The organism is Paraburkholderia sp. (assembly GCF_028283785.1).
Lineage (GTDB): Bacteria > Pseudomonadota > Gammaproteobacteria > Burkholderiales > Burkholderiaceae > Paraburkholderia.
This window is the reverse complement of the sequence record NZ_JAPWKB010000004.1, coordinates 100,457-127,312: the sequence shown is the minus strand read 5'-3', so window position 1 is coordinate 127,312 and position 26,856 is coordinate 100,457. Positions and strand designations below refer to the sequence as shown.

Sequence of the window (26,856 nt, the reverse complement as noted above, 5' to 3'; positions counted from 1 at the left end):
CAAAGACACATCATGGAAGAACAGGACCGCGTCGCTATCGTTCATCAATTCGGACGCACGTATCGGAGTTTCATGTCGGCGTTCGAGGCGCAAGTCGGCCATCCGTTGCCGCGTTGGCGCATCCTGCTCGCGCTGCACGAACAGGACGGCGAGTCGTCGCAAAAGCGGCTGGTCGAGCGTCTGCGGGTCGATCCCGGCATGCTGACGCGTCAACTGAAAGCGCTCGAAGCGCTGGGATGGATCGCGCGCAGCATGGACACGCGCGATAACCGCATCACCAATGTGCAACTGACCGACGCCGGTCGCGAGGCGACGCAGGCAAGTCTGCCCGCGCGCAATGCGTTCTTGCACGACACGATGGCCGCACTTCCCGACGACGCGCTGGCGGCGTTGTCGAACGCGTTGAAATTGCTGGAGGTGAGAATCGGCGAGGTCGGCGCGGCGTCGACGAGCGGGTCGGGGGCGCCCGGCGCGGCCGCGAAAGCGGTCCGGACGGAAACCGGCGGGCTGTGAGCGCTGATTGAAGTCGGGCAGTGAAAGACAAACGGCGCGAGTGAATACTCGCGCCGTTTGTCCATATAAGGCGATCTGCGTCGTTCGCGCTCAGAAGAACGTTTCGATCACTTCCGTCACGTCGTACGATGCATCGACCACCAGCAACTGACGCCATTTGTCGAACGTCAGGCACGGATGCGAGATGTCGAACGCAATCATGTCGCCCACTTTCAGGTCAGCGCCCGCCGGAATCTTCAGATACGCGTGCTGATCCATCATGCCGGTAATTTCCCAGCCTTCGCTCGCGGTAACCGCGCGCGGCGCTTCGGTGCCCGGACGATAGTGACGCGCCGGCTCGGGCATGCCCGCATCGAATGCGGCGTCGCGCTTGCCCAGACCGATGATCGCCCGCTCGGGTTCGGGAATGGACTGCACATAGGCCCAAAGCTGTAGCGCGGGCAACAATCCTTCACCCATTTTCTTTGCCACGGGATTGCGCGCGAAGATATCCGTCTGCGCCTTGCGATACACCCCGACGTCGTGTGTCAGATAGCATCCCGGTCGCAGTACGACTTCGACGCGCCCCGCGTCGGACGCCTTCGCGAATTCTTCCGCCACCACGTCGTACCACGCAGAACCCGCGCCGGACAGCACAGCCGGCGTGCGCGCGAAGCGTCCTTCGTCCACCAGCGCGCGCGTGATGTCTACCGCGCTGCGCAAGAACGCGCGCACTTCGTCTTCTTCTTTCAATACGCCTTCGTACAACTCGACGCCTGCCAGCTTCAGCGTATCCGGATAGCGCGCGATCGCGGCAAGCACTGCGTGGCGTTGCGCGTCGTCGCGCACGCCGGTGCGGCCGCCCGGCACGCCGAGTTCGAGCAGCACCTGAAGCGGCTTGTTGACCGAGCCGAAGAACGCGCCCAGCAGATCGACGCCTTCGACGGAATCGACGAGGCAGAAGAACTCGAAATCGGGATCGCTGAGCAATTCCGCGATCATCGTCATGTTGCGGCGCCCGACCAGCTGATTGGCTAGCAGCACGCGCGACACGCCGCCGTGATACGCGGCGCGCACCTGATGCGCGGTGGCGAGCGTCAGGCCCCACGCGCCGGTTTCGAGCTGACGGCGGAACAGTTGCGGCGCCATCGTGGTCTTACCGTGCGGCGCGAGCTTCACACCGTATTCGGCAACGAACGCCTGCATCCATTTCAGGTTGTGCTCGATCCGGTCCGCGTACAGCACGGCGGCCGGCAGGCTTACATCTTCGTTCAGCAGATTCCATTCAAGACGCGCCGCGTCGGTCAGCTGGATCGTGGCGCCCGGGACCTGCCCCAAACCCTTGCTGTACGGATCGATTGTCGCGCCCTGATAGTTTGTAACTTTCATGTCACACTGCTCCATCGGCCAGATAAATCGGAATTGATTTGACTCGGATATGTTACCGAAAGTAGCATTGAACCGAAAATGTTATTTAGTACCACGGCATTCGGCGGCAAGGTGCGTGCCGTTTTGCGTCCCCACGGTGTCATATGAATTCAACAGTCGAACCGCTCGCTTTCGATATCGTCGCGCGCATTGCCGAATGCGCGCCGGATCTGCGTTCGGCCGAGCGCAAGGTGGCCGCGCTGATCCTCGACGATCTGACGGGCGCATCGCGCGCAAGCATCGGCGCGCTGGCGGCGCAGGCGCAGGTGAGCGTCGCGACCGTCACGCGGTTCGCGAAAGCGGTCGGGTGTCGCGATGTGCGCGAACTGAAATTGCGGTTGGCGCAAGCAGCGGCGGTCGGACAGCGTTTTCTGCAGCCCGGTCCGGCCGCGATCGACGGCGCGCCGCACTCGATCGCCACGCGTGTCTACGATGAATTGCAGACGGTGCTCACGCATAACCATCAATTGTTGCGGCAGGCGCCGATCGCCGAGGCGGCCGCCGCGTTGCGCGACGCAAAAATGATCTACGTGTTCGGCATGGGCGGCGGCTCGACCGCACTCGCCGACGAAATGCGCTTTCGTCTGGTGCGCCTCGGCCGTCCGGTCGCCACGTATCAGGACGGTTTGCTGCAACGGATGGTCGCGAGCACGGTGTCGCGCGATCACGTCGTGATTGCGCTGTCCACGACCGGCCGGGTGCCGGAAGTGGTCGATAACTGCCGGATCGCGCGCAGTTACGGCGCGACGCTGATCACGCTGACCGCGCCCGCGTCGCCGCTCGCGCGGCTGGCCGACTGGCTGATTCCGATCGTCGCATTCGAAACCGACTTTATCTACAAGCCGTCGTCGTCGCGCTACGCGATGATGATGGCACTCGACGTGCTCGTCACCGAACTCGCCGTCAGTCAGGGCGACGAGAGCCGCGAATTGCTGCGCCGCATGAAGCACGCGCTCGACGCGCATCGCGGTGGCGGCGACCGACAACCGCTAGGAGACTGATACATGCATTCGCATCCTGAAGCTGCAGATACGTTGATCGTCGGCGCGTTGCTTTACGACGGCACGGGCGCGCCGCCGGTCGAGCGCGACGTCGCGATTCGCGCCGGCAAGATCGCGGCGATCGGCAATCTGTCGAACTGGCTTGCCGAAGAGGTGATCGAGGCGAACGGCCGCGCGCTGGCGCCGGGCTTCATCGACGTTCACACGCACGACGACACGCACGTCATCCGCTCGCCGCAGATGTTGCCGAAGATCACGCAAGGCGTGACGACGGTGATCGTCGGCAATTGCGGGATCAGCGCGTCGCCGGTGACGTTGAAGGGCGATCCGCCCGATCCGATGAATCTCCTCGGCGAGCGCGACGCGTTCAGTTATTCGACGTTCGCCGCATACGTGGACGCCGTGAATGCCGCGCGTCCGGCGGTCAACGTGGGTGCGCTGGTCGGTCATACCGCGCTGCGCAACAACCAGATGGACCGTCTCGACCGCGCCGCCACCGACGCGGAAATCGGCGCAATGCGTGCGCAGCTCGAAGAGGCGTTGGCGCATGGCGCGTTGGGATTGAGTTCGGGGCTGGCTTACGGGTCCGCGTTTGCCGCGCCGACCGAAGAAGTGATGGCGCTGGCCGAACCGTTGGCCGCCGCGGGCGCGTTGTACACGACGCATATGCGAACCGAGTTCGACGCGATTCTCGATGCGATGGACGAGGCGTATCGGGTGGGGCGTCATGCGCGCGTGCCGGTGGTGATTTCGCATCTGAAATGCGCGGGGCCGTCGAACTGGGGGCGCAGTGTGGACGTGCTGGCGTCGCTGGATGGTGCGCGCAAGATGCAGCCGATCGGTTGCGACTGTTATCCGTACAACCGGAGTTCGTCGACGCTGGATCTGAAGCAGGTGACGGGCGACATCGACATCACGATTACGTGGTCGGAGCCGCATCCGGAAATGGCGGGCAAGCTGGTGAAGGAGATTGCGGCCGAATGGGGCGTGACGCAGCAGGAGGCGGGCAAGCGCTTGCAGCCGGCGGGCGCGGTGTATCACAACATGTCGGAGGACGATGTGCGGCGCATCCTGTCGCATCCCGCGACGATGGTCGGCTCGGACGGATTGCCGAACGATCCGTTGCCGCATCCTCGTTTGTGGGGCGCATTTCCGCGCGTGCTCGGGCACTACGTGCGCGACGCCGGACTGTTGCCGCTCGAGGAGGCGGTGCGCAAGATGACGGGTCTGACCGCGCGGCGTTACGGATTGACCGAGCGTGGCGAAGTGCACATCGGCTATCACGCCGATCTGGTGTTGTTCGATCCGGCGAAGGTGCGGGATGCCGCGACGTTCGAGAAGCCGCAGCAGGCGGCCGAGGGAATCGATGCGGTGTGGGTGAATGGCGTGTTGTCGTATCTCGACGGTGCGGCGACGGGTGAACGGGCGGGGCATTTTGTGGCGCGCGGCGCGAAGGTCGTCGATGCAGCCGGTGTTTTCTGATTTTGATCCAGCGACGATTGAATTGCGCGGGATGACTTTTTAAGGAGTGTTGAGATGAAGCGTTATGGCGTGGAAGGTGGGAAGGGAACGGGCGGACAGACGATGCCGTTTGCGCGTGCGGTCGAAGCCGACGGCTGGTTGTTCGTGTCGGGGCAGACGCCGATGGAAAACGGCGAAGTGATCAATGGCGGGATTGTTGAGCAATCGCACAAGGCGATTCAGAACGTTTTCGCGATTTTGAAAGAAGCCGGGTATGGGGCCGAGCATGTTGTTCGATGTGGCGTGTGGCTCGATGATCCGCGGGATTTTGCTTCGTTCAATAAGGTGTTTAAAGAGTACTTTGGGGAGAACCCGCCGGCGCGGGCGTGTGTGGTGTCGAGTATGGTGATTGATTGTCGGGTTGAGGTGGATTGTGTTGCTTATAAGGGGTGAGGGGTAGGGTTTGGATTGGTTTGGTTTGGTTTGGTTGTCCCGGTTTCGCGTTGGTTTGCCTGGATCGTCCCTGTGCGGGACCGCACCTACTTTTCTTTGCTCGCGCAAAGAAAAGTAGGCAAAAGAAAGCGCGTTTACACCGCCACTTCGTAGCGAGTGGCGTCTAGTATTTTTCGGGTAGTGGTCCGCGCACGTTTTGACTCGGCGGTCCGTTTGGCGTGGTGGTCCGCGCCCGCACTTCCCGCCCGCTTCGCGGCGGTAGCCCACTTCAAAAACCCATTCGCGCCTCGTCATTTGCCCGCCTCTTCGACGGTTCCGGCGTCGGTTCGAAACGCGGTTGCGTCAGGTCACTCGCCCGCCATTTCGACGATTCCGGCGTCGGTTCGAAACCCGGCTGCGTTACGTCGCTCGCTCGCCGTTTCGACGGTTCCGGCGTTCGATCCAAGGCCCGGTTGCGGCACCGCATCCGCCCGTTTTTAGGGCAATTCCAGCGTCGGCTCAAAGCCCTGTTTGCGCTATACCATTCGCTCGCCTTCACGACGGTTTCGACGGCGTGATTGGCTAGGAATTTCGCGCGCGCGACCGGACCGGCGCATGCCAGGAAAGGGGGTGTTGTGACAGACGGAGTGCAGCGCGCGAAGAGCGCCGAGAGGAGCCTGTCAGAAATTTTGTGTGCGAGTCATGGTACTCATGGCCCGACAGTAAAGCGGTCTTCAAACTGGATGGCGAACTCCGTTCGCGCCGCGCTCCAGCACAGGGGCCTGTTGGTCCACTTGCCGACGATGTAGCGCAGGCTCAGCCAGATGAGTTTGAGCGCGGCTTCGTCGGATGGAAAGTGGCCCTTGTTGCGGATCGATTTGCGCACCTGGCTGTGCAGGCTCTCGATCGCGTTGGTCGTGTAGATCAGCGTGCGCACCGGCGCGGTGAACGCAAAGAACGGCACGACCTCTTCCCACTGCCGTCGCCACATCGGCACGATCGCCCGGTAGCGCTGGCCCCACTCGCCGGCCTCGAAGCGCGCCAGTTCCTGTTCGGCCGCCTCGGCGCCCGTCGCGGTGTAGACCGGCCTGAGCGCGGCGGCCAGCGCGGCGCGCTCCTTCCAGGTGGCGAACTGCATCGAGTTGCGCAGCAGGTGCACGATGCAGGTCTGGACCACCGTCTGCGGGAACACCGACACGATCGCCTCCGGAAACCCCTTGAGCCCGTCGACCACCGCGATCAGGATGTCGCGCGTGCCGCGCGCCTTCAGCTCGCTCATCACCCTGAGCCAGAACCGGGCGCCCTCGGTGTGCTCGATCCAGATGCCCAGCACGTCGCGGTAGCCCTCACAGTTCACGCCGATGGCCAGATACACGGCCTTGTTGCGCACCAGCCCCTCATCGCGGATCTTCACGCGCAGCGCATCGAAATAGACCAGCGCATACACCGGATCGAGCGGGCGCTCCTGCCAGGCCCGGACCTCGTCGAGCACCGCGTCGGTGACCGCCGACACCAGCTCGGGCGAGATCTCCAGGCCGTAGAGTTCGGCCACGTGGGCACTGGATATCGCGCGTACTCATGCCGCGCGCGTACAGCGCGATGATCTTCTGGTCGAAGCCGGGAAAGCGGCGCTGGTATTTGCCGATGAGCGCCGGATCAAAGCGGCCGTGGCGATCGCGGGGAATCGCCAGCTCCAGCGGGCCGTCCTCGCTGAGCACGGTCTTCGCGCTCGATCCGTTGCGGTGGTTGCCCGCGTCGTGCTCGAGCGGCTGGTCCAGATGCACGTCCATCTCGGCGTTGAGCATGCGCTCGGCCAGCGCCTTCTTGAGTTCACCGAGCAGGCCCTGCGAACGCAGGACCGTCTGCGGATCCTGCCCCTTGAGCAGTTCGTCCAGCACCGCCGGATCGAACCGGCTCCTCGTCTTGCGCGTTGCCATATGACTCTCCTTGGCCCGTTACGGGCAATCATATGACTCGCAGACACAAAATCGCTTACAGGCTCGCCGAGAGAAAAAGACGGGGCTGTGCCCGTCGGCTGTCGCGGAGCGAACAGCCGGAACGAATGACTGCCTTGTCACCAAGTCGAGCGGTGCGGCAACTCAAATCGTGCGCGGACCACTACCCGAAAAATACTAGACGCCACTCGCTACGAAGTGTCGGTGTAAACGCGCTTTCTTTTGCCTACTTTTCTTTGCGCGAGCAAAGAAAAGTAGGTGCGGTCCCGCACAGGGACGATCCAGGCAGACCAGCGTGAAAACGGGACAACCAAACCAACCAACCCAACCAACCCCAACCAAACCCACCGCAAAATCGGAACGAACAGAGGCCAGCCCAGCGCAGCCAACCCCCAAAACCCTTATTGCCGAGCCGTCCTCAAATTATCCGGCATCGCCGAATTAAAATTCGTCCGAAACGGATTGATATCCAACCCACCGCGCCGCGTATACCTCGCATAAACCGCAAGCTTCACCGGCTGACAAGCCTTCAGAATATCGATAAAAATCTTCTCGACGCACTGCTCATGAAACCCCGTGTGCTCACGATAAGAAATGATATATCGCAGCAACCCCGCATGATCGATCTGCGGCCCGACGTAGTGAATCTGCACGCTGCCCCAGTCAGGCTGACCGGTCACCGGACAATTCGACTTCAGCAAATTCGAAAACACGGTCTCCTCGACCGGAGATTCGTCCAAAGCAGCCGTCAGCAACGACGCATCCGGCTGATAAATGTCCGTATCGAGATCCAGACGGTCGAGCGACAACCCTTCGAACTCTTCCATCTTCAGCTTGCCGAATTCATACGGCGACGTCAGATGAACCGACACTGTCGCCCCGCATGAAGCCGACACGTCGCGCTTGATCGTGTCGCGCACCGCATCCGCGGAATCGAACGCGCTCTGCGCAAACGAGCCCAGATAAAGCTTGAACGACTTCGACTCGACGATATTCGGCGATTCCGCCGGCACGTAGAACGTCGCAATCGCAATCTGCGGCTTGCCCCGCGAATTCAGCCACGACAACTCGTAAGCGTTCCAGATGTCCGTGCCGAAGAACGGCAACTGCGCGCCGATCCCAATCGGTTCGCGCGCGTTCTTACGCGCAATCGGAAACAGCAGCGATGCGTCGTACTTTTCGGTGTAAGCGGCAGGTTTGCCCAGCGGTGATTGTTCGGGTGTCATGGTGCATTCACGATGCCACTCAGCACGTGCCCCGTCGCCGTCACGACGCGAGCCGACTCGCAGTGGCCAATTTGATCGTCGAAGAAAAAGTCCGGCTCGAACTCGCGCAAAAACGCGCTCTTGTCGAGACCGCCCAGGAACATCGCTTCGTCGATTTCGATGTTCCATGCCATCAAGGTGCGGATCGCCCGCTCATGCGCCGGCGCCGAGCGCGCTGTCACCAGCGCCGTGCGAATGCGCATCGGCGCGGATTGCGTCGGCGCGGCGTCGTCCGCGAGTTTCTGCAACCGGTGCAACGCTTCCAGCAAAGGCTTCAGCGGCCCGTCGGCCAGCGGTAAATCCTTGTTGCTGATCTCGTGCCCGACAAACGCACGCAAACCGTCTGCCTGAAAAATGCGCTCCGCTTCGTCGGAAAACAGCACGGCGTCGCCGTCGAATGCAATCCGGATCTCGTCCGGATACTTGCTCGCCATTTTCGCCGATTCCGGCAACACCCGCGCGGCCGGAAAACCGGCGGCCAACGCGTCGCGCACGTCATCCTGATTCGCAGACAGAAACAGCGACGCGTTCAGCGGCTTCAGATACGCGAACGGCGCACGCCCACGCGTGAACACGCCTCGCTCGACGCTCAGGCCATGCTCGCGGCACGAATGAAACGCCCGCAAACCGCTGATCGGATCGCTGCGCGACAAGATCACCACTTCGACCCGATGGCCGCCCGCGTTCAACGCGAGCAGCTTGCGAATCAACGGAAACGCGACGCCCGGCTTGGCCGGCACGTTGAGCCGTTCGCGCTGCAAAGCCTCGTACGCGCGCAGGTTGCCTTCCTCGTACACGCCGTTCTCTTCCTCGAAATCGAACAGCGCGCGCGAGGAAATCGCCACGACCAGCTTGTCATCCAGCGAAAATGCCATCCGCGAAATCCGTGTGAAGCGTTAAGCGAGTTGCCGCATCAGGCCAGAAACAGCTTGTACACCGGGTTCGTGCTTTCTTCCCAGTAAGGATAGCCGAGCGTGGCAAGGAAGCGGTCGAACTCGCTGCTTTCGTTCGACGGCACCTGAATGCCGACGAGGATCGAGCTGTAATCCGCGCCCTGATTCCGGTAATGGAACAGGCTGATATTCCAGTTCGGCGCCATCGACGACAGGAACTTCATCAGCGCGCCCGGCCGCTCCGGGAACTCGAAGCGGAACAGGCGTTCGTCGTGCGCGAGCGGCGAGCGGCCGCCCACCATGTAGCGGATATGCTGCTTGGACAACTCGTCGCCGGTCAGGTCGACGCTGGCAAAGCCGTGCGCGTCGAACGCCTGCGCGATCTGCGCCGACTCGCTGCGATTCTTGGTCTGCACGCCGACGAAGATATGGGCGGACTTCGCTTCCGCAATCCGGTAGTTGAACTCGGTGACGCTGCGGGTGCCGACCAGCTCGCAAAAGCGCCGGAAACTGCCGCGCTCTTCCGGGATCGTCACGGCGAACACCGCTTCGCGCGCCTCGCCGACTTCGGCCCGCTCCGCGACGAAGCGCATCCGGTCGAAGTTCATGTTCGCGCCCGACGTGATGGCGATCAGCGTCTGCCCTTCGATGCCTTCACGTTCCGCGTACTGCTTGGCTGCGGCAACCGCCAGCGAACCGGCCGGTTCGAGGACGCTGCGGGTGTCCTGGAACACGTCCTTGATCGCGGCGCACAACGCGTCCGTGTTCACGACCAGCACGTCGTCCAGATATTCCTTGCACAGCCGGAAGGTTTCTTCGCCGACCAGCTTGACCGCCGTGCCGTCCGAGAACAGGCCCACTTCGTTCAGCGTGACGCGCTCGCCGGCCTTGATGGACTGCGCCATCGCGCAGGAATCTTCAGTCTGCACGCCGATCACCTTGATCTCCGGACGCACCGCTTTCACGTAGGCGGCGACGCCTGCCGCCAGTCCGCCGCCACCGATCGGAACGAAGATTGCGTGAATCGGACCTTGATGCTGGCTCAGAATTTCCATCGCGACCGTGCCTTGACCGGCAATCACGTACGGATCGTCGAACGGATGAACGAAGGTCAGCTCGCGCTGCGCCTGCAGCTTGACCGCATGCGCGTACGCGTCGCTGAACGACTCGCCCGCCTGGACGACTTCGACCGTCGGGCCGCCATGCGCGCGTACCGCGTCGACCTTCACTTGCGGCGTAGTGACCGGCACCACGATGATCGCTTTCACGCCCAGCCGCGCGGCCGCCAGCGCCACGCCCTGCGCGTGATTGCCCGCCGAAGCGGTGATTACGCCGCGTTCGCGGGCCTCGGCCGGCAGGTTCACCATCTTGTTGTAGGCGCCGCGCAACTTGAACGAGAACACCGGCTGGTTGTCTTCCCGCTTCAGGTAAACCGGGTTCCGCAGCCGTGCGGACAGGTTCCGCGCATGTTCGAGTTCGGTCTCGCGGGCCACGTCGTAGACGCGCGCGGTCAGGATTTTCTTCAGGTAGTCGTGAGAAGCCATGCGGGGAGGCGCGGTGCGCGTAATTGAGGCGGGAAAATGTCAATAATAGCGCCAACGACCTTCGTTCTGGCCTTAAACAGGTAGATCGTTAGCCGTTTGACCGATCCTCGCGAACACCCCGCGCTACTGCGCCCGGACCCGAAAGCCGACCGTCCGGTTGGCGATTCTCCGTGCGAACGTGACGCCAACGTGTCCGTTTCCCTCCGCTAAAACGCCTGTCGCAGCGCGATTCGAGCGTCAACGCGCAGTCCGATCATGCGGTAGAATCCGATTTTGGAATAAGGATCGGAAGATGCACTGGCAGCCTCAGATCGCCCATTTAATGCCTGCGCCGCGCGAGTCTCGTCCCGCGGCTGAACGGCATGCACGGCACGCACGATCGTGTAGCGGTATCTGAGCGCCGCGAAGCGGCTGGCGTGCGTCCACCGTCGGCAAGTGCTTCGCTTCCAATAGAAGATTTCCAGATTTGCGCCCCACGCGCATCGTCGGCTGGCGCCTCGTCCGAGGCGCGTCTTGCCGACCCACCGAGTCGTCCAACATGAACGCACCTCAAGTATTCGATCCGCACGGCGCCGCCGCGGCGGTTGCAGTCGACCTCGAACCGCGCCTGCGCGAAATTCCTTACAACTACACGTCGTTTTCGGATCGTGAGATCGTCATCCGTCTGCTCGGCGACGACGCATGGGCCGTGCTGGCCGAACTGCGCGCCGAACGCCGCACCGGCCGGTCGGCGCGGATGCTGTACGAAGTGCTGGGCGATATCTGGGTCGTGCGCCGCAATCCGTATCTGCAGGACGACCTGCTCGACAACCCGAAGCGTCGCGCGCTGCTGATCGAAGCGCTGCATCACCGTCTGACGGAAATCGAGAAGCGCCGTCGCGCCGATCTGGTCGAACACAACGACAACGCCGGTGTCGATCGCGCGGCACGTGTCGAAACGCTGGTCGCCGCGGCCCGTCGCGCGGTCGACGCGTTCGAAGCCGAGTTCGCCAAAACCGCCGATCTGCGCCGGCGCGCAACCCGGGTGCTCGGTCGCCGCACGCAGAAAGACAACATCCGCTTCGACGGCATCGCGCGCGTGTCGCACGTGACCGACGCCACCGACTGGCGCGTCGAATATCCGTTCGTCGTGCTCACGCCGGACACGGAAGAAGAAATCGCCGGCCTGATCAAGGCGTGTTTCGAACTCGGACTGACCGTGATTCCGCGCGGAGGCGGCACCGGCTACACCGGCGGCGCGGTTCCGCTGACGCCGTTCTCGGCTGTCATCAACACCGAAAAGCTCGAACAGCTCGACGCGATCGTGATGAGCGATCTGCCGGGCGTCGAGCGCAAGATACCGACTATTTTCTCGGGCGCGGGCGTGGTCACGCGCCGCGTGACGGAAGCGGCGGAGCAGGCCGGTTTCGTGTTCGCGGTCGATCCGACCTCGCTCGACGCATCGTGCATCGGCGGCAACGTCGCGATGAACGCGGGCGGCAAGAAGGCCGTGCTGTGGGGCACCGCGCTCGACAATCTCGCCTGGTGGCGGATGGTCGATCCGGAAGGCAACTGGCTCGAAGTCACGCGTCTGGATCACAACATGGGCAAGATCCACGACATCGAAGTCGCGCGCTTCGAGCTGAAGTGGTTCGACGGCGAATACAAACCGGGCGAAAAGCTGCTGCGCACGGAATCGCTGGACATCAAGGGCCGCGTGTTCCGTAAGGAAGGTCTGGGCAAGGACGTGACGGACAAGTTCCTCGCGGGTCTGCCGGGCATCCAGAAGGAAGGTTGCGACGGCCTGATCACGTCGGCGCGCTGGGTGCTGCACAAGATGCCCGCGCATACGCGCACGGTCTGTCTGGAGTTTTTCGGTCAGGCGCGCGAAGCGATTCCGAGCATCGTCGAAATCAAGGATTACCTGTTCGAAACGTCGAAGCAGGGCGGCGCGATTCTCGCGGGTCTGGAGCATCTGGACGAGCGCTATCTGCGCGCGGTCGGCTATGCGACCAAGAGCAAGCGCAACGCGTTTCCGAAGATGGTGCTGATCGGCGATATCGTCGGTGACGACGCGGACTCGGTCGCGCAGGCCACGTCGGAAGTCGTGCGGATGGCCAACGGCAAGAGCGGCGAAGGTTTCGTCGCGGTCAGCGCCGAAGCCCGCAAGCGCTTCTGGCTGGACCGCAGCCGCACCGCCGCGATCGCGAAGCACACCAACGCGTTCAAGATCAACGAAGACGTCGTGATCCCGCTGAACCGGATGGGCGAGTACACGGACGGCATCGAACGCATCAACATCGAGCTGTCGATCAAGAACAAGCTGCAACTGGTCGATGCGCTCGAAGCGTTCTTCAAGGCGGGCAAGTTGCCGCTCGGCAAGAGCGACGACGCGAACGAAATCCCGTCCGCCGAACTGCTCGAAGACCGCGTGCAACAGGCGCTGGATCTGCTGAAAAACGTGCGTACGCGCTGGGAATTCCTGCGCGACAAGCTCGATCTGTCGTTGCGCGAGGCGCAGCATTACATGGTCGGACTCGGCTACGCGGCGCTCGCGGAGAAGTTCGCGGATCGCGTCGATGCGCAGCCGGGCGCGACCGTGTTCGACATCACGCAAGACCGTACGGTGCGCGTGTCGTGGAAGCAGGAAATTCGCGCGGAACTGCGCCAGATTTTCAACGGCGGCGAATTCAAGCCGATCCTCGACGAAGCGCAGGCCATTCACAAGCAGGTGCTGCGCGGCCGCGTGTTCGTCGCGCTGCACATGCACGCGGGCGACGGCAACGTTCACACCAACCTGCCGGTCAACTCGGACAACTACGAGATGCTGCAGGACGCGCACGTCGCGGTCGCACGCATCATGAAGCTGGCGCGCTCGCTCGATGGCGTGATTTCCGGCGAGCACGGCATTGGTATTACGAAGCTCGAATTCCTGACCGACGAAGAGATCAGCGAATTCCGTCAGTACAAGCAACGCGTCGATCCGCACGGCCGTTTCAACGCCGGCAAGCTGCTCGAAGGCGCGGATTTGCGCAATGCGTACACGCCGAGCTTCGGGCTGATGGGCTATGAATCGCTGATCATGCAGCAGTCGGATATCGGCGCGATTTCCGAATCCATCAAGGACTGTCTGCGTTGCGGCAAGTGCAAGCCGGTGTGCGCGACCCACGTGCCGCGCGCGAACCTGCTGTACAGCCCGCGCAACAAGATTCTCGCCACGTCGCTGCTGGTCGAGGCGTTCCTGTACGAGGAACAGACGCGCCGCGGCGTGTCGATCAAGCATTGGGACGAATTCAACGACGTCGCCGATCACTGCACGGTGTGCCACAAATGTGTGACGCCGTGTCCGGTGAAGATCGACTTCGGCGATGTCACGATGAACATGCGCAATCTGCTGCGCAAGATGGGCAAAAAGAAGTTCAACGCGGGCAATGCCGCCGGCATGTTCTTCCTGAACGCAACCAATCCGCAGACCATCAACCTCGCGCGCACCGCGATGATGGGCGTGGGTTACAAGGCGCAGCGCCTCGGCAACGAAGTGCTGAAGAAATTCGCGAAGAAGCAGACCGCGCAACCGCCCGCGACGACCGGCAAGCCGCCCGTCGTGCAGCAGGTGATCCACTTCATGAACAAGAAGATGCCGGGCAATCTTCCGAAGAAGACCGCCCGCGCGCTGCTGGATATCGAAGACAACAAGATCGTCCCGATCATCCGCAATCCGAAGACCACCACCAGCGACACGGAGGCGGTGTTCTACTTCCCCGGTTGCGGCTCGGAGCGGTTGTTCTCGCAGGTCGGACTCGCCACCCAGGCGATGTTGTGGGAAGCGGGCGTGCAAACCGTGCTGCCGCCGGGCTACCTGTGCTGCGGTTATCCGCAGCGCGGCTCGGGTCAGTTCGACAAGGCCGAGAAGATCGTCACGGATAACCGCGTGCTGTTCCACCGCGTCGCGAACACGCTGAACTATCTGGACATCAAGACGGTGGTGGTGTCGTGCGGCACCTGTTACGACCAGCTGGCCGGATACGAATTCGAGAAGATTTTCCCGGGTTGCCGGATCATCGACATCCACGAGTTCCTGCTCGAAAAGAACATGAAACTGGATGGCGTGAACGGGATGCGCTACATGTATCACGACCCGTGTCACTCGCCGATCAAGACCATCGAGCCGATCAAGCTGGTCAATCAGCTGATGGGTTCGGAGAAAGACGGCTACCAGATCGAGAAGAACGACCGGTGCTGTGGCGAGTCGGGCACGCTGGCTGTCACGCGCCCGGACATTTCGACGCAAGTGCGCTTCCGTAAGGAAGAAGAAATCCGCAAGGGCGCGGCCAAATTGCGCGGCATACCGCTCGTCGCGGAAGCGGGCGCGAACGCGATCAACCCGGCCAATGCATCGGCCGGGTCGGCGGGCGCGGCGCCGGGTTCGGTGCTGAAGGCCGGCGACGGCCCGACGCCGAACGGCGCGACCGACGTGAAAATCCTGACGAGCTGCCCGTCTTGCCTGCAAGGCCTGTCGCGCTACAACGAAGACGCGGGCATCGAGGCGGACTACATCGTCGTCGAGATGGCGCGTCACGTGCTGGGTGAAGACTGGATGGCGGATTACGTCCAGCGGGCGAACAATGGCGGAATCGAGCGCGTGCTGGTTTAATGGCACCACGAACGATTTCAGCCTGAGGACGACGATGGACTGTGTTTTCTGCCGTGAAGAAGGCGGCGACGTGTTGTGGCAGGACGACGCGATGCGCGTCGTCCTCGCCGACGAGACCGATTACCCCGGTTTTTGCCGGGTTATCCTGAACCGGCACATCGCCGAATTTTCCGATCTCGACGACGCCGAACGCGAGCGGGTGATGCGCGCGGTCAACGCGACCGAACGCGCGATCCGTCGCGTGATGCAGCCGGTCAAGATCAACCTGGCGAGCCTCGGCAACCAGGTGCCGCATGTGCATTGGCACGTGATTCCCCGTTTTTCCAACGACGCGCATTTCCCGCTGCCGGTCTGGGCGCCGCGCCAGCGCACGGTGTCCGAAGCGCTGCTGGCGGCGCGGCGCGCGCAGGCTACGCTGCTGCGCGACGCAGTGCGCAGCGAACTCGAACACGCTTTCGCCTGAGGTCATCATGGCTGGACTCAATCGCGACACGCCGATTCCCGTCGGCGTCGTCATTCACAGCAAATCCCGGCTGCTCGAACTGCAATACGACAACAACGTCAGCTATCGCGTGCCGTTCGAGTTGCTGCGCGTGTGCTCGCCGTCGGCGGAAGTGCGCGGGCATGGGCCGGGGCAGGAAACCTTGCAGACCGGAAAACGGCAGGTGACCATCACCGCGCTGGAAGGCGTCGGCAATTACGCGTTGCAGCCGACGTTCTCAGACGGTCACAACACCGGTCTTTATTCGTGGGATCTGCTGTACGACCTCGCGACGCGCCAGAACGAGCACTGGCGCGAGTATTTCGACAAACTCGACGCAGCGGGCGTGGACCGCGATGCGCCGATGCCCGAAAAGAGCGCGTCGCACGGCTGTCACTGATACGATTCGCCCCTTAGCCGCGATGACGCGGCGCAACATTCCAGAATACGCGAAAGGACGAGCGCGATGAGCAAAACCCACTTCGGCTATCAGACGGTCGACGAACAGGAAAAAGCGAAGAAAGTGGCGGGGGTTTTCCACTCGGTCGCCTCCAACTACGACCTGATGAACGACCTGATGTCGGGCGGGATGCACCGGGCCTGGAAGATGTTCACGATCGCGCAGGCGAACGTGCGGCCCGGCTACAAGGTGCTCGATATCGCGGGCGGAACGGGCGATCTGTCGAAAGCGTTCGCGAAGCAGGCGGGCGACACCGGCGAAGTCTGGCATACCCGACATCAACGAATCGATGCTGCGCGTGGGCCGCGACCGTCTGCTGGACAAGGGCGTGATTACCCCGGCGCTGCTGTGCGACGCCGAGAAAATTCCCTTTCCGGACAACTACTTCGACGTCGTGACCGTGGCTTTCGGCCTGCGTAACATGACGCACAAGGACGTGGCGCTGGCGGAAATGCGGCGCGTGCTGAAACCGGCCGGGCGTTTGCTCGTGCTGGAGTTTTCGAAAGTGTGGGACCCGCTGAAGAAAGCTTACGACGTCTATTCGTTCAAGGTGTTGCCGTGGCTGGGCGACCGTTTTGCGAAAGATGCCGAAAGCTATCGTTACCTGGCCGAATCTATCCGGATGCACCCCGACCAGGAAACTTTAAAAACGATGATGGAACAAGCAGGCCTCGATGCCGTCAAATATTACAATTTGTCAGCTGGCGTGGTAGCGTTACATGTGGGGACCAAATACTAGGGTCCCTAACCCATCGTTTTTAAAGGAAATGTCAAAAATGGCCGATTCGCGTTTGTTAGGTTCCCGTAAGCATGGGGGTTCGTGGGCGAGGCGAATCGGAATGCTCGCCGTGGTCGGTTTGATCGTCGCCGGCAGCGTGGCGTCGCTCGACGCCGAAGCGCGCCGGATGGGCGGTGGTCGCAGCATCGGCCGTCAACAATCGTCGTCGATGCAGCGTGAAGCCACGCCGTCGCCGAGCCAGTCTCCGAATAGCTCGCAAGCCGCGCAGCGCTCGCAACCCGCGCCTGCACCGACTCCGGCCGCACAGCCGAACCGTTCGCGCTGGCTCGGACCGATCGCCGGTCTCGCTGCCGGTCTCGGTATCGCCGCGTTGCTGTCGCACTTCGGTCTGGGCGGCGCGTTCGCCGGTGCGTTCGCGAACATCATCGTGATCGCGCTGATCGCCATGGTCGCGATCTGGCTGATCCGCAAGTTCATGAACCGCAAGCGCGACACGGCTACGCCGGCTTACGCGGGCGCGTCGCCGTCGCTGAACGCGGGCGGCACGGGCTATTCGCAGCAGCCGAGCTACACGGCGCCGCCGTCGGGTTCGTATCTGGCGCCGCAAGGCAATCCGCTGAACACGCCTGACATCGAAGCCGCGCCGGCCGTTCCGGCCAATTTCGATTCCGAAGCGTTCCTGCGCAACGCCAAGGTGTATTTCGTGCGCCTGCAAGCTGCATGGGACGCGGGCAACATGGACGACATCCGTGAATTCACGACGCCGGAAATGTTCGCCGAAGTGAAGGTCGACCTCGACTCGCGCGGCACGCAGGGCAACCAGACCGACGTCGTCCAGTTGAACGCCGACCTGCTCGGCGTCGAAGATCGCGGCAGCGATTACTTCGCGAGCGTGCGCTTCTCCGGCCTGATCCGCGAAACGGCGGGGGCATCGGCGGAACCGTTCGTCGAAATCTGGAATCTGTCGCGCGCGTCGCGTAACAACGAAGGCTGGTTGCTCGCGGGCATCCAGCAGGTTGTCCAACATTGACCTTGCATCGGTCCTAGGCCGTTCGGCCGTGCCCTGACGGGGCGCGAACGGACGTGACGGACGTTACAATAGGAACCCGCGTGGGCACCTCGCCTGCGCGGGTTTTTTCTTGCCATCCTCAATGACCCTTGCCGCCAAGCCCTTCGCTGCTGCTGTCAATCATCTGCTCGCCCGTGAAGCATGGGCGCGCGACCGCCTCGCTCCGTATGCCGGAAAGACCGCGCGGCTGTCATGTTCGCCCGTGGTGTTGATGCTGCTGGTGCAACCCGACGGCTATCTGGCCGCCGTCGACGAAACCGAAGCCCAGCGTTTCGACGTGACGATCTCGGTGCCGTCGGACGCGTTGCCGGCTTTCGTGCAAGGCGGTCAGGCAGCCGTGATGAAGCACGTGAAGATCGAAGGCGATGCCGAGTTCGCCACGGCCATCGCAAAGCTCGCCGAGCATCTGCGTTGGGAGCCGGAAGAAGATCTGGCACGGCTGATCGGTGACGGGCCGGCCTGGCGCGTCGCGTCGTTCGCGCGCACAGTGCATCAGCAGGCGTTGCGCACGGGTCGCAATCTGCTGGATTCGGTCGGCGAATATCTGCTGGACGAAAATCCGCAACTGGTCCGCCGCGCCGCGCTAGACGGTTTCAACGCCGAACTCGCCCGTGCGCGCGATGCGCTGGCGCGCGTCGAAAAGCGCGTCGAGCGGCTCGAACAGAAGCAACACGATAAGCAGCAGGTCGAAGCCCGTGGCGCAGTCGCGCCGGGCGCCGCCGCCACTCCGCGCGGCACGCGCTAGTCACTGGGCTCAACCATGCGTTTTCTGCGTTTTCTCAAGATTTTCTTTACCGTCATCCGTTTCGGTCTCGACGAGATGATGTTGAGTCGCGTCAACGACCGCCGTGTCCGGCTGTTGTTGCGCGTCACCACGATTGGCCGCAAGTTCGACGCGCCGCCGGGCGAACGTCTGCGTCTCGCGCTCGAAAGCCTTGGGCCGATCTTCGTGAAGTTCGGTCAGGTGCTGTCCACGCGTCGCGATCTGTTGCCGGTGGATATCGCCAACGAACTCGCAAAGCTTCAGGATCAGGTGCCGCCGTTCGATTCCGACGTGGCGATCGGCATTGTCGAGAAGGCGCTCGGTGCGCCCGTCGGCGTGCTGTTCGACGACTTCGAGCGGGTGCCGGTGGCCAGCGCGTCGATCGCGCAGGTGCACTTCGCGAAGGTGAAAGCGGGGCAGCACGCGGGCAAATCGGTCGCGGTGAAGGTGCTGCGTCCGAACATGTTGCCGGTGATCGATTCCGACCTCGCGCTGCTGCGCGACATCGCCGTGTGGGCCGAGCGTTTGTGGGCGGACGGCAAGCGGCTGAAGCCGCGCGAAGTCGTCGCGGAGTTCGACAAATACCTGCACGACGAACTCGACCTGATGCGCGAGGCGGCCAACGGCAGCCAGTTGCGGCGCAATTTCGCGGGCCTCGATCTGCTGCTCGTGCCGGAAATGTACTGGGAGTTCTGCACGCCCACCGTGCTCGTGATGGAGCGGATGGTCGGCGTGCCGATCAGCCAGGTGGAAACCTTGCGGGCGGCGGGCGTGGATATTCCGAAGCTCGCGCGCGAAGGCGTCGAGATTTTCTTCACGCAGGTATTCCGCGACGGTTTTTTCCACGCCGACATGCATCCGGGCAACATCCAGGTGAGCCTCGATCCGGCGCATTTCGGCCGCTATATCGCGCTCGACTTCGGGATCATCGGCGCACTGTCCGACTTCGATAAAAACTATCTCGCGCAGAACTTCCTCGCGTTCTTCAAGCGCGACTATCACCGCGTGGCGACGTTGCATCTGGAGTCGGGATGGGTGCCGCCGCACACGCGCGTCGAAGAACTGGAAAGCGCGATTCGCGCGGTCTGCGAGCCGTATTTCGATCGTGCGCTGAAAGATATTTCGCTCGGTCAGGTGCTGATGCGCCTGTTCTCCACGTCGCGCCGTTTCAATGTCGAAATTCAGCCGCAACTGGTGCTGCTGCAAAAGACCATGCTGAACGTCGAAGGTCTGGGCCGTTCGCTCGACCCGGAACTGGACCTGTGGAAAACCGCGAAACCGTACCTCGAACGCTGGATGAACGAGCAGATCGGGTTGCGCGGCTGGTACGAGCGGCTGAAGATCGAAGCGCCGCAGTGGAGCAAGACATTGCCGCAGTTGCCGCGTCTGATTCACCACGTGCTGGCCGAACGCCATGAAACGCAGCGTCCGAACGACGACATGATCCGGCAGATCCTGCTGGAACAAAAACGCACCAACCGGCTGTTGCAAGGGATGTTGATGTTCGGTGTCGCGGTGGGTATCGGCGCGGTGATCGCGAAGCTTTGGCTGGCGCTGTCTTACGGCGGTTAATGACGGTTGCCGGCCGTCAGCGGCGGTCGCTGCGCGCGGTTGCGGTTGCGGTTTTGCGCAGGCGCATCGTCGAAACCCACGCTGACGCTGCCTGTTCATATTGAGCGTCAATACTTGTGTGTGAGGTGCATCGATGAGTGATCGAAACCATCCCAAAGATGCGTCCGGCGCAGCGGTGCCGACCTTCTCGACGCGTGACCCGAACTCCCCGGACTTCTGGGACGAGCGCTTCGAGCAACGCTTCATGCCGTGGGATCAGGCGGGCGTCCCGGCCGCGTTTCAGGCTTTCGCGGCGGAGCGGCCGGATGCGCCGGTGCTGATTCCCGGTTGCGGTAACGCGTACGAAGCGTTGTGGCTTGCGCGCCGGAACCAGCCGGTTCGCGCCATCGACTTTTCCGCGGGCGCGGTCGCTGCGGCGCGCGTGGAGTTGGGTGAATTCGCCAGCGTCGTCGAACAGGCGGATTTTTTTACGTACGCGCCGCCGTTTGCGCCGCAATGGGTCTACGAGCGCGCGTTTTTGTGCGCGCTGCCGCTCGACCGTCGCGCCGCTTACGCACAGCGAATGGCCGAGATTTTGCAACCCGGTGCATTACTGGCGGGTTATTTTTTCCTGGGCGCAACGCCGAAAGGTCCGCCGTTCGGGATCGAGCGCGCGGAGCTGGATGCGCTGCTGACGCCGCATTTCGAATTGCTCGCCGACGAACCCGTCAGCGATTCGATTGCGGTATTTGCCGGCCGCGAGCGTTGGCTCACGTGGCGCAGACTCGGCGCGCGGCCTGCGTAAGCGTGGCCGTAGCGTGACCGGCGCTGTATGCGCGGCGCCGCAGTCACGCATTGCATGTCCGGTCGCAGGTTCAGCTTGAGTTTGCGCCGGGCGCCCCATCTGTAGCGGCTGCGGCCGGTTTGGCCGTACGCGCCCGTTTTCCAGGATGACCACCCGTTTGCGGCTATAATTCAAGGCTTTGCAAGCGCTCAAAAGATTTCAGTAGGGAAAAGATCATGCCGATCTACGCTTATCGTTGCGAGTCATGTGGGTTCGGAAAAGATGCGCTTCAGAAGATGAGCGATGCTCCTCTGACGCACTGCCCCGAATGCGGCAAGGACACCTTCCGCAAGCAGGTTACTGCAGCCGGTTTTCAATTGAAGGGATCGGGTTGGTACGTGACCGATTTCCGCGGCGGCAACACGAATAAGGGCGCCGCTGCCAGCGGTGGCGAGTCCACCGGCACAGCGGCCCCGGCCGCTGGCGACAACGCCGGCACGTCCGCGTCGTCGGGCGAAGCCAAAGCCGCGACCGCGACGGCCGCCTCATCGGGCACGTCGGGCGCATCGAATGCGACCAGCTCCGCGCCTGCGGCCGCACCGGCATCGTCGGGCGGCAATAGCGGCTCGTAAGCAGGCTGCCGTCGGCGTAGGCGGCGAACACGCCGCTCCCGGTCTCCCGGGCGCGGCCTTATGGCGGGACACATGACGACCAAAAAAGTGACGCTCAAATCGGTGTTTCTGACCGGCCTGCTGGTGCTGGTGCCGTTGGCCATCACACTGTGGGTGCTCGGCCTGATCATCGGCACGATGGATCAAACGCTGCTGCTGTTGCCGAGAGCATGGCAACCGGAGCGGTTGTTGGGCTTCCGTTTGCCGGGTCTCGGCGCCGTGTTGACGCTCGCATTCATTTTCATCGTCGGGTTGTTGACGCAGAACTTCATCGGGCAGAAGCTCGTGAAGTGGTGGGAACTGCTGGTGCGTCATATCCCCGTCGTCGGCCCGATCTACACCAGCGTCAAGCAAGTGTCGGACACATTGTTGTCGAGTAACGGCAATGCGTTCCGCAAGGCGCTTCTGATCGAATATCCGCGCGCCGGCTCCTACACGATCGCGTTTCTGACCGGCATTCCGGGCGGCGACGTGGTCAATCACCTGAAAGAAGACCACGTGAGCGTCTACGTGCCGACCACGCCGAATCCCACGTCCGGCTTCTTCCTGATGGTTCCGAAGAGCGAAGTCATCGAACTGGATATGACAGTCGACGCCGCGCTCAAGTACATTGTCTCGATGGGCGTGGTCGCACCGTCCGTGCCGCCAGCGCAATTGCGCCGCACCGTCGAGCCACCGCTGTAATGCCGGCGCGCAGTGCAACACTGCCGCGCGCCGTTCAACCAATGCATAACGAAAGACAAACATCATGTCGATGAGATCTGAATACTGCGGTCTGGTGACCGAACACCTGCTGGGTCAAACCGTGTCGCTGTGCGGCTGGGTGAGCCGCCGCCGCGATCACGGTGGCGTTATCTTCATCGACCTGCGCGATCGCGAAGGCCTGGTCCAGGTGGTCTGCGATCCCGACCGCGCGGAGATGTTCAAGACGGCTGAAGGCGTCCGTAACGAGTTCTGCGTGCAGATCAAGGGTGTCGTGCGCAACCGTCCGGAAGGCACGACCAACGCCAGCCTGAAGAGCGGCAAGATCGAAGTGCTGTGCCACGAACTGACCGTGCTGAACGCATCGATCACGCCGCCGTTCCAGCTCGACGACGACAACCTGTCGGAAACCACGCGTCTCACGCATCGCGTGCTCGACCTGCGCCGTCCGCAGATGCAGCACAACCTGCGTCTGCGCTACCGCGTCGCAATCGAAGTGCGCAAGTACCTCGACTCGCTGGGCTTCATCGACATCGAAACGCCGATGCTCACGAAGAGCACGCCCGAAGGCGCGCGCGACTACCTCGTGCCGTCGCGTACCAACCCGGGCCAGTTCTTCGCGTTGCCGCAATCGCCGCAGCTGTTCAAGCAACTGCTGATGGTCGCGAACTTCGACCGTTACTACCAGATCGTCAAGTGCTTCCGCGACGAAGATCTGCGCGCTGACCGTCAGCCGGAATTCACGCAGATCGACTGCGAAACCTCGTTCATGTCGGAACAGGAAATTCGCGATCTGTTCGAAGCGATGATCCGTCACGTGTTCAAGGAAACGATCGGCGTTTCGCTCGACGAAAAATTCCCGGTCATGCTGTATTCGGAAGCGATGCGCCGCTTTGGTTCGGACAAGCCGGACTTGCGCGTGAAGCTCGAATTCACGGACCTGACCGACGCGATGAAAGACGTCGACTTCAAGGTGTTCAGCACGCCGGCCAACACGAAGGACGGCCGTGTCGCGGCGATCCGCGTGCCGAAGGGCGGCGAACTCACGCGCGGCGATATCGACGGCTACACGGAATTCGTGCGCATCTACGGCGCGAAGGGCCTGGCGTGGATCAAGGTCAACGAAGTGGCGAAGGGCCGTGACGGTCTGCAAAGCCCGATCGTCAAGAACCTGCACGACGAAGCGATCAAGGCGATCATCGAGCGCACCGGCGCGCAAGACGGCGACATCATTTTCTTCGCGGCGGATCGCGCGAAGGTGGTGAACGACAGCCTCGGCGCACTGCGTCTGAAGATCGGTCATTCGGAGTTCGGCAAGGCCAACGGTCTGGTCGAAACCGGCTGGAAGCCGCTGTGGGTGGTCGACTTCCCGATGTTCGAATACGACGAGGAAGACAACCGCTACGTCGCGGCTCACCATCCGTTCACCAGCCCGAAAGACGAGCACCTGGAATACCTGGAAACGGATCCGGCGCGCTGTCTCGCCAAGGCCTACGACATGGTGCTGAACGGCTGGGAAATCGGCGGCGGTTCGGTGCGTATTCACCGTGAAGAAGTGCAGAGCCAGGTGTTCCGCGCGCTGAAGATCAACGCGGAAGAAGCCCGTGCGAAGTTCGGCTTCCTGCTCGACGCGCTGCAATACGGCGCGCCGCCGCACGGTGGTATCGCGTTCGGTCTGGACCGCATCGTCACGATGATGGCCGGCGCCGACTCGATCCGCGACGTGATCGCGTTCCCGAAGACGCAACGCGCGCAGTGTCTGCTCACGCAGGCGCCGAGCGAAGTGGACGAGCGCCAGTTGCGCGAGTTGCACATCCGTCTGCGTCAGCCGGAAGCGCCGAAGGCGTAATTGCGACGGCCTGATGAAGGCCGCGTCGCATCCGGGCAGCATCGAAGCAAACAAAAAGGCGCCATGTGCGCCTTTTTGTATTTTTGCGTTACAGTCGAAGCAGCAGCGTCGTCCGACATGCATCACGCGCCTCGTGCGCCTAGCCTTTTTGCCATGCCGAAACCGCCCAAGATTCCGCAATCCGTGCTCGTCGTCATTCACACGCCCGAACTCGACGTGCTCCTGATCGAGCGTGCCGATCATCCGGGCTTCTGGCAGTCGGTGACGGGCTCGAAAGATCACGTGGACGAGTCCTACGTCGAGACCGCCGCGCGCGAAGCGGCCGAAGAAACCGGGATCGTCGTCGGCACGGCGGCGGTGCCGTCGGGCGCATTGCTCGACTGGCAGTGCGAGATCGAATACGAAATCTATCCGGTGTGGCGGCATCGCTATGCCGAAGGCGTCACGCGTAACACCGAACACTGGTTCAGCCTCGAAGTGCCCCGCGACACCGACATCGTGCTCGCGCCCCGCGAGCACACCGCGTTCGTCTGGCTGCCGTATCAGGAAGCGGCGACGCGCTGTTTCTCGTCGTCGAATGCCGAGGCAATCCTGCAATTGCCCGAGCGTCTGAAGGAGCGTGTCCGGTGACGGCACGCGGCGATCGCCGCTTTGCCACGTTCCGGCAGAGTCTGTTCGGCCGTCGTTACTGGTCCCGTTACCGCTTTACGCCGGACAACCATGTCCGGCTTTTTCAATCCGGCACGCCATTTTTCGAAGCGCTGATCGCGCGGATCGACACCGCGGTTCACGACGTCGCGCTGGAAACCTACATCTTCTGCAATGACGACGCCGGCCAGGCCGTGTCGGCCGCGCTGATTCGCGCGGCGTCGCGCGGCGTGCGCGTGCGCGTGATTACCGACGGCATCGGCACCGCGCGGCTCGACATGTTCAATGCGTGGCCGGAAGCGGGCATCGAGCATCGCATCTACAACCCGCATATTTTCGGACGCTTCGGATTTTCGCGGACGCATCGCAAGCTCGCCGCCATCGACGACGACTGCGCGTTTTGCGGCGGCATCAATATCGTCGACGACTTCGAGAACGATGGTCACCGTCTGCCGTTCGCGCGCTGGGACTTCGCCGTCGAGTTGCGCGGTCCTGTCGTCACTGACGTGCACCTCGCGTTCGATACGCAGTGGCGGCGCATCCAGATCGGCCACCGGCCGGGCAAGCTGTATCAGCCGGACCTGAATCTGCGCCCGATCGACCCGACCGGACTTGATTCGTCCGGCCGGCCGCGTCCCGAGGAATTGCGCAGCGCGGGCGAGCCGTGCGTCGCGTTCGTCGCGCGCGACAACGTGATCAACCGTCGCGCGATCGAAAAGGCGTATCTGACCGCGATCGGCCAGGCGCGCCACGAAGTGCTGCTGGCCAACCCGTATTTCATGCCCGGTCGCAAGCTGCGACGCGCGCTTGCGTATGCGGCACGACGCGGCGTCGAGGTGAAGCTGGTGATCGGCCGCAAGGAGTTCGCCGCGCTCGACTACGCGGTGCCGTTTCTGTACCGCTCGCTGCTGAAGGCGGGCGTGAAGATCGCGGAATACGAAAAAACCATGCTGCACGGCAAGGTTGCCGTCGTCGATTCGACGTGGGGTACGGTCGGTTCGTCGAATCTCGACGCGCTGAGCCTGATGCTCAACAACGAAGCCAACGTCGTGCTGGTGCTTCACGACGAAGTGAGGACGCTGCGCGACGCGATCCTGATCGCATTCGACGAATCGCGCCGCATCGATCAGGCGCACTACGACGCGCGTCCGGCGGGCGAGCGGGCGATCAACTGGCTCGCGTACAACCTTTATCGCGTAGTGATGAAAGTGCTGACGGTAGGCGGCTACGATTGATGGCTGGCGGCGCCGTCGTCGATGGAGAAAAAAGCCTCTAAAAAATACGATTCCTCCGATTGACGTATGACGCAGAATTGATCACCGGTTAGAAACCGGTTTCTAATAAAGTCCTTGTTTCGCGGACGGCACCACTCAATAATAGTACGGCCGTTCGATTTTATTTCTTGTCTTACAGAACGGTACAACTGCTATGCGAAAAGGCGAACAAACGCGCGCCGCGATTCTCGATGCCGCGCTCGATCTGGCCAGCCGGGACGGACTGGAAGGTCTGACCATCGGGCTACTGGCCGAGCGTATGCAGATGAGCAAAAGCGGCGTGTTTGCGCATTTCGGGTCACGCGAAGATCTGCAGGTGGAAGTGGTTCGTGAATATCACCGCCGGTTTGAGGAGGAGGTGTTTTTCCCGAGCCTGCGCGAGCCGCGCGGTCTGCCTCGTCTGCGCGCGATGATCTCCCGCTGGATTGAGAAGCGCATCCAGGAAGTCACCACTGGTTGCATCTACATCAGCGGCGCGGTCGAGTACGACGACCGTGCGGACAACCCGGTGCGCGAGCAACTGGTGCTGAGCGTCACGATGTGGCGGGCGGCGCTGACCCGGGCCATTTCGCAAGCAATGGAAGAAGGGCATCTGCGGGCGGACACCAATCCGCAACTGATGCTGTTCGAACTGTATAGCTTCACGCTCGGTCTGCATCACGACGCGCGCTTCCTGCATCTGCCGGATGCTGTGCCGCTCACGTGGGCCGCGCTGGAAAAAATGATCGTTTCGTATCAAAGCGAGAGCCGATAGCGCCAAA

At 62.5% G+C, this 26,856-nt stretch carries 21 protein-coding genes and 2 pseudogenes; 18 read left to right on the top strand and 5 right to left on the bottom strand.

All coding sequences use genetic code 11. The annotated features are described in order from the left end of the window. The first annotated feature begins 12 nt into the window (after window positions 1-12). A complete protein-coding gene (locus PW947_RS03770) occupies window positions 13-513 on the top strand; it encodes a MarR family transcriptional regulator (RefSeq protein ID WP_299629731.1) in 501 nt (166 codons plus the stop codon). Window positions 514-603: 90 nt separating this feature from the next. Here PW947_RS03770 and PW947_RS03765 read toward each other — a convergent pair whose 3' ends face one another. After that, entirely contained in the window at window positions 604-1,881 is a 1,278-nt protein-coding gene (locus PW947_RS03765; RefSeq protein WP_299629730.1) for an amino acid deaminase, read from the bottom strand. Between the two features lie 143 nt (window positions 1,882-2,024). On the opposite strand from PW947_RS03765, the gene PW947_RS03760 reads away from it, so the two are divergent. Genes PW947_RS03760 through PW947_RS03750 form a run of 3 tightly spaced genes read left to right on the top strand, consistent with a single transcriptional unit; the run spans window position 2,025 to window position 4,835 of the window. After that, on the top strand, window positions 2,025-2,921 hold the full coding sequence (locus tag PW947_RS03760) for a MurR/RpiR family transcriptional regulator (protein WP_299629729.1): 897 nt from the start codon (window positions 2,025-2,027) through the stop codon (window positions 2,919-2,921). A gap of 3 nt (window positions 2,922-2,924) precedes the next feature. Continuing rightward, window positions 2,925-4,403, top strand: coding sequence for a D-aminoacylase (locus PW947_RS03755; protein WP_299629728.1), 1,479 nt, complete (start codon window positions 2,925-2,927; stop codon window positions 4,401-4,403). Between the two features lie 54 nt (window positions 4,404-4,457). Beyond that, window positions 4,458-4,835 carry a RidA family protein gene (locus PW947_RS03750; protein WP_299629727.1) on the top strand — a complete coding sequence of 126 codons (378 nt, stop codon included), beginning with the start codon at window positions 4,458-4,460 and terminating at the stop codon, window positions 4,833-4,835. Between the two features lie 688 nt (window positions 4,836-5,523). On the opposite strand, the pseudogene PW947_RS03745 reads toward PW947_RS03750, so the two are convergent. The 4 genes and pseudogenes from PW947_RS03745 to ilvA form a co-directional block, all read right to left on the bottom strand. Beyond that, a pseudogene (locus PW947_RS03745) lies at window positions 5,524-6,751 on the bottom strand (IS256 family transposase). Window positions 6,752-7,170: 419 nt separating this feature from the next. Beyond that, a complete protein-coding gene (queF, locus tag PW947_RS03740) occupies window positions 7,171-7,995 on the bottom strand; it encodes an NADPH-dependent 7-cyano-7-deazaguanine reductase QueF (protein ID WP_299629726.1) in 825 nt (274 codons plus the stop codon). After that, complete coding sequence (locus PW947_RS03735) at window positions 7,992-8,909, bottom strand: 5'-nucleotidase (protein ID WP_299629725.1); 918 nt, start codon at window positions 8,907-8,909, stop codon at window positions 7,992-7,994. Before PW947_RS03735 ends, queF begins: the two co-directional genes overlap by 4 nt. A gap of 38 nt (window positions 8,910-8,947) precedes the next feature. Further along, window positions 8,948-10,471: a threonine ammonia-lyase, biosynthetic gene (gene ilvA, locus PW947_RS03730; RefSeq protein ID WP_299629724.1), complete on the bottom strand. Its 1,524-nt coding sequence runs from the start codon at window positions 10,469-10,471 to the stop codon at window positions 8,948-8,950. A 538-nt stretch (window positions 10,472-11,009) separates the two neighbouring features. Between ilvA and PW947_RS03725 the strand changes: the two genes are divergently transcribed. The 14 genes and pseudogenes from PW947_RS03725 to PW947_RS03660 all read left to right on the top strand — a co-directional run bounded on the left by PW947_RS03725 (window position 11,010) and on the right by PW947_RS03660 (window position 26,849). After that, window positions 11,010-15,104 carry an FAD/FMN-binding oxidoreductase gene (locus tag PW947_RS03725; RefSeq protein ID WP_299629723.1) on the top strand — a complete coding sequence of 1,365 codons (4,095 nt, stop codon included), beginning with the start codon at window positions 11,010-11,012 and terminating at the stop codon, window positions 15,102-15,104. A gap of 34 nt (window positions 15,105-15,138) precedes the next feature. Beyond that, window positions 15,139-15,567, top strand: a complete 429-nt coding sequence (locus PW947_RS03720; protein ID WP_299629722.1) for an HIT family protein — start codon at window positions 15,139-15,141, stop codon at window positions 15,565-15,567. A 7-nt stretch (window positions 15,568-15,574) separates the two neighbouring features. Then, entirely contained in the window at window positions 15,575-15,985 is a 411-nt protein-coding gene (locus PW947_RS03715) for a DUF971 domain-containing protein (protein ID WP_299629721.1), read from the top strand. A gap of 66 nt (window positions 15,986-16,051) precedes the next feature. Beyond that, window positions 16,052-16,784, top strand: a pseudogene (gene ubiE / locus PW947_RS03710) (bifunctional demethylmenaquinone methyltransferase/2-methoxy-6-polyprenyl-1,4-benzoquinol methylase UbiE). A 37-nt stretch (window positions 16,785-16,821) separates the two neighbouring features. Further along, window positions 16,822-17,814, top strand: coding sequence for a TIM44-like domain-containing protein (locus tag PW947_RS03705; protein WP_299629720.1), 993 nt, complete (start codon window positions 16,822-16,824; stop codon window positions 17,812-17,814). A gap of 121 nt (window positions 17,815-17,935) precedes the next feature. Then, a complete protein-coding gene (locus tag PW947_RS03700; RefSeq protein ID WP_299629719.1) occupies window positions 17,936-18,598 on the top strand; it encodes an SCP2 sterol-binding domain-containing protein in 663 nt (220 codons plus the stop codon). A 15-nt stretch (window positions 18,599-18,613) separates the two neighbouring features. Beyond that, window positions 18,614-20,188 carry a ubiquinone biosynthesis regulatory protein kinase UbiB gene (ubiB, locus tag PW947_RS03695; RefSeq protein ID WP_299629718.1) on the top strand — a complete coding sequence of 525 codons (1,575 nt, stop codon included), beginning with the start codon at window positions 18,614-18,616 and terminating at the stop codon, window positions 20,186-20,188. Window positions 20,189-20,321: 133 nt separating this feature from the next. Further along, window positions 20,322-20,972 carry a thiopurine S-methyltransferase gene (locus tag PW947_RS03690; protein WP_299629717.1) on the top strand — a complete coding sequence of 217 codons (651 nt, stop codon included), beginning with the start codon at window positions 20,322-20,324 and terminating at the stop codon, window positions 20,970-20,972. A 215-nt stretch (window positions 20,973-21,187) separates the two neighbouring features. Then, window positions 21,188-21,583 carry an FmdB family zinc ribbon protein gene (locus tag PW947_RS03685; RefSeq protein ID WP_299629716.1) on the top strand — a complete coding sequence of 132 codons (396 nt, stop codon included), beginning with the start codon at window positions 21,188-21,190 and terminating at the stop codon, window positions 21,581-21,583. A 72-nt stretch (window positions 21,584-21,655) separates the two neighbouring features. Next, entirely contained in the window at window positions 21,656-22,306 is a 651-nt protein-coding gene (locus PW947_RS03680) for a DUF502 domain-containing protein (RefSeq protein WP_299629715.1), read from the top strand. A 64-nt stretch (window positions 22,307-22,370) separates the two neighbouring features. Further along, window positions 22,371-24,173 (top strand): aspartate--tRNA ligase, encoded by a 1,803-nt coding sequence (gene aspS, locus PW947_RS03675; protein ID WP_299629714.1) that lies wholly within the window; start codon window positions 22,371-22,373, stop codon window positions 24,171-24,173. Window positions 24,174-24,326: 153 nt separating this feature from the next. Further along, window positions 24,327-24,803 carry a dihydroneopterin triphosphate diphosphatase gene (gene nudB, locus PW947_RS03670; protein WP_299629713.1) on the top strand — a complete coding sequence of 159 codons (477 nt, stop codon included), beginning with the start codon at window positions 24,327-24,329 and terminating at the stop codon, window positions 24,801-24,803. Continuing rightward, on the top strand, window positions 24,800-26,056 hold the full coding sequence (gene clsB / locus PW947_RS03665; RefSeq protein WP_299629712.1) for a cardiolipin synthase ClsB: 1,257 nt from the start codon (window positions 24,800-24,802) through the stop codon (window positions 26,054-26,056). The genes nudB and clsB overlap by 4 nt, the downstream gene beginning before the upstream one ends. Window positions 26,057-26,249: 193 nt before the next feature. Further along, entirely contained in the window at window positions 26,250-26,849 is a 600-nt protein-coding gene (locus tag PW947_RS03660) for a TetR/AcrR family transcriptional regulator (protein WP_299629711.1), read from the top strand. Window positions 26,850-26,856: the final 7 nt, after the last annotated feature.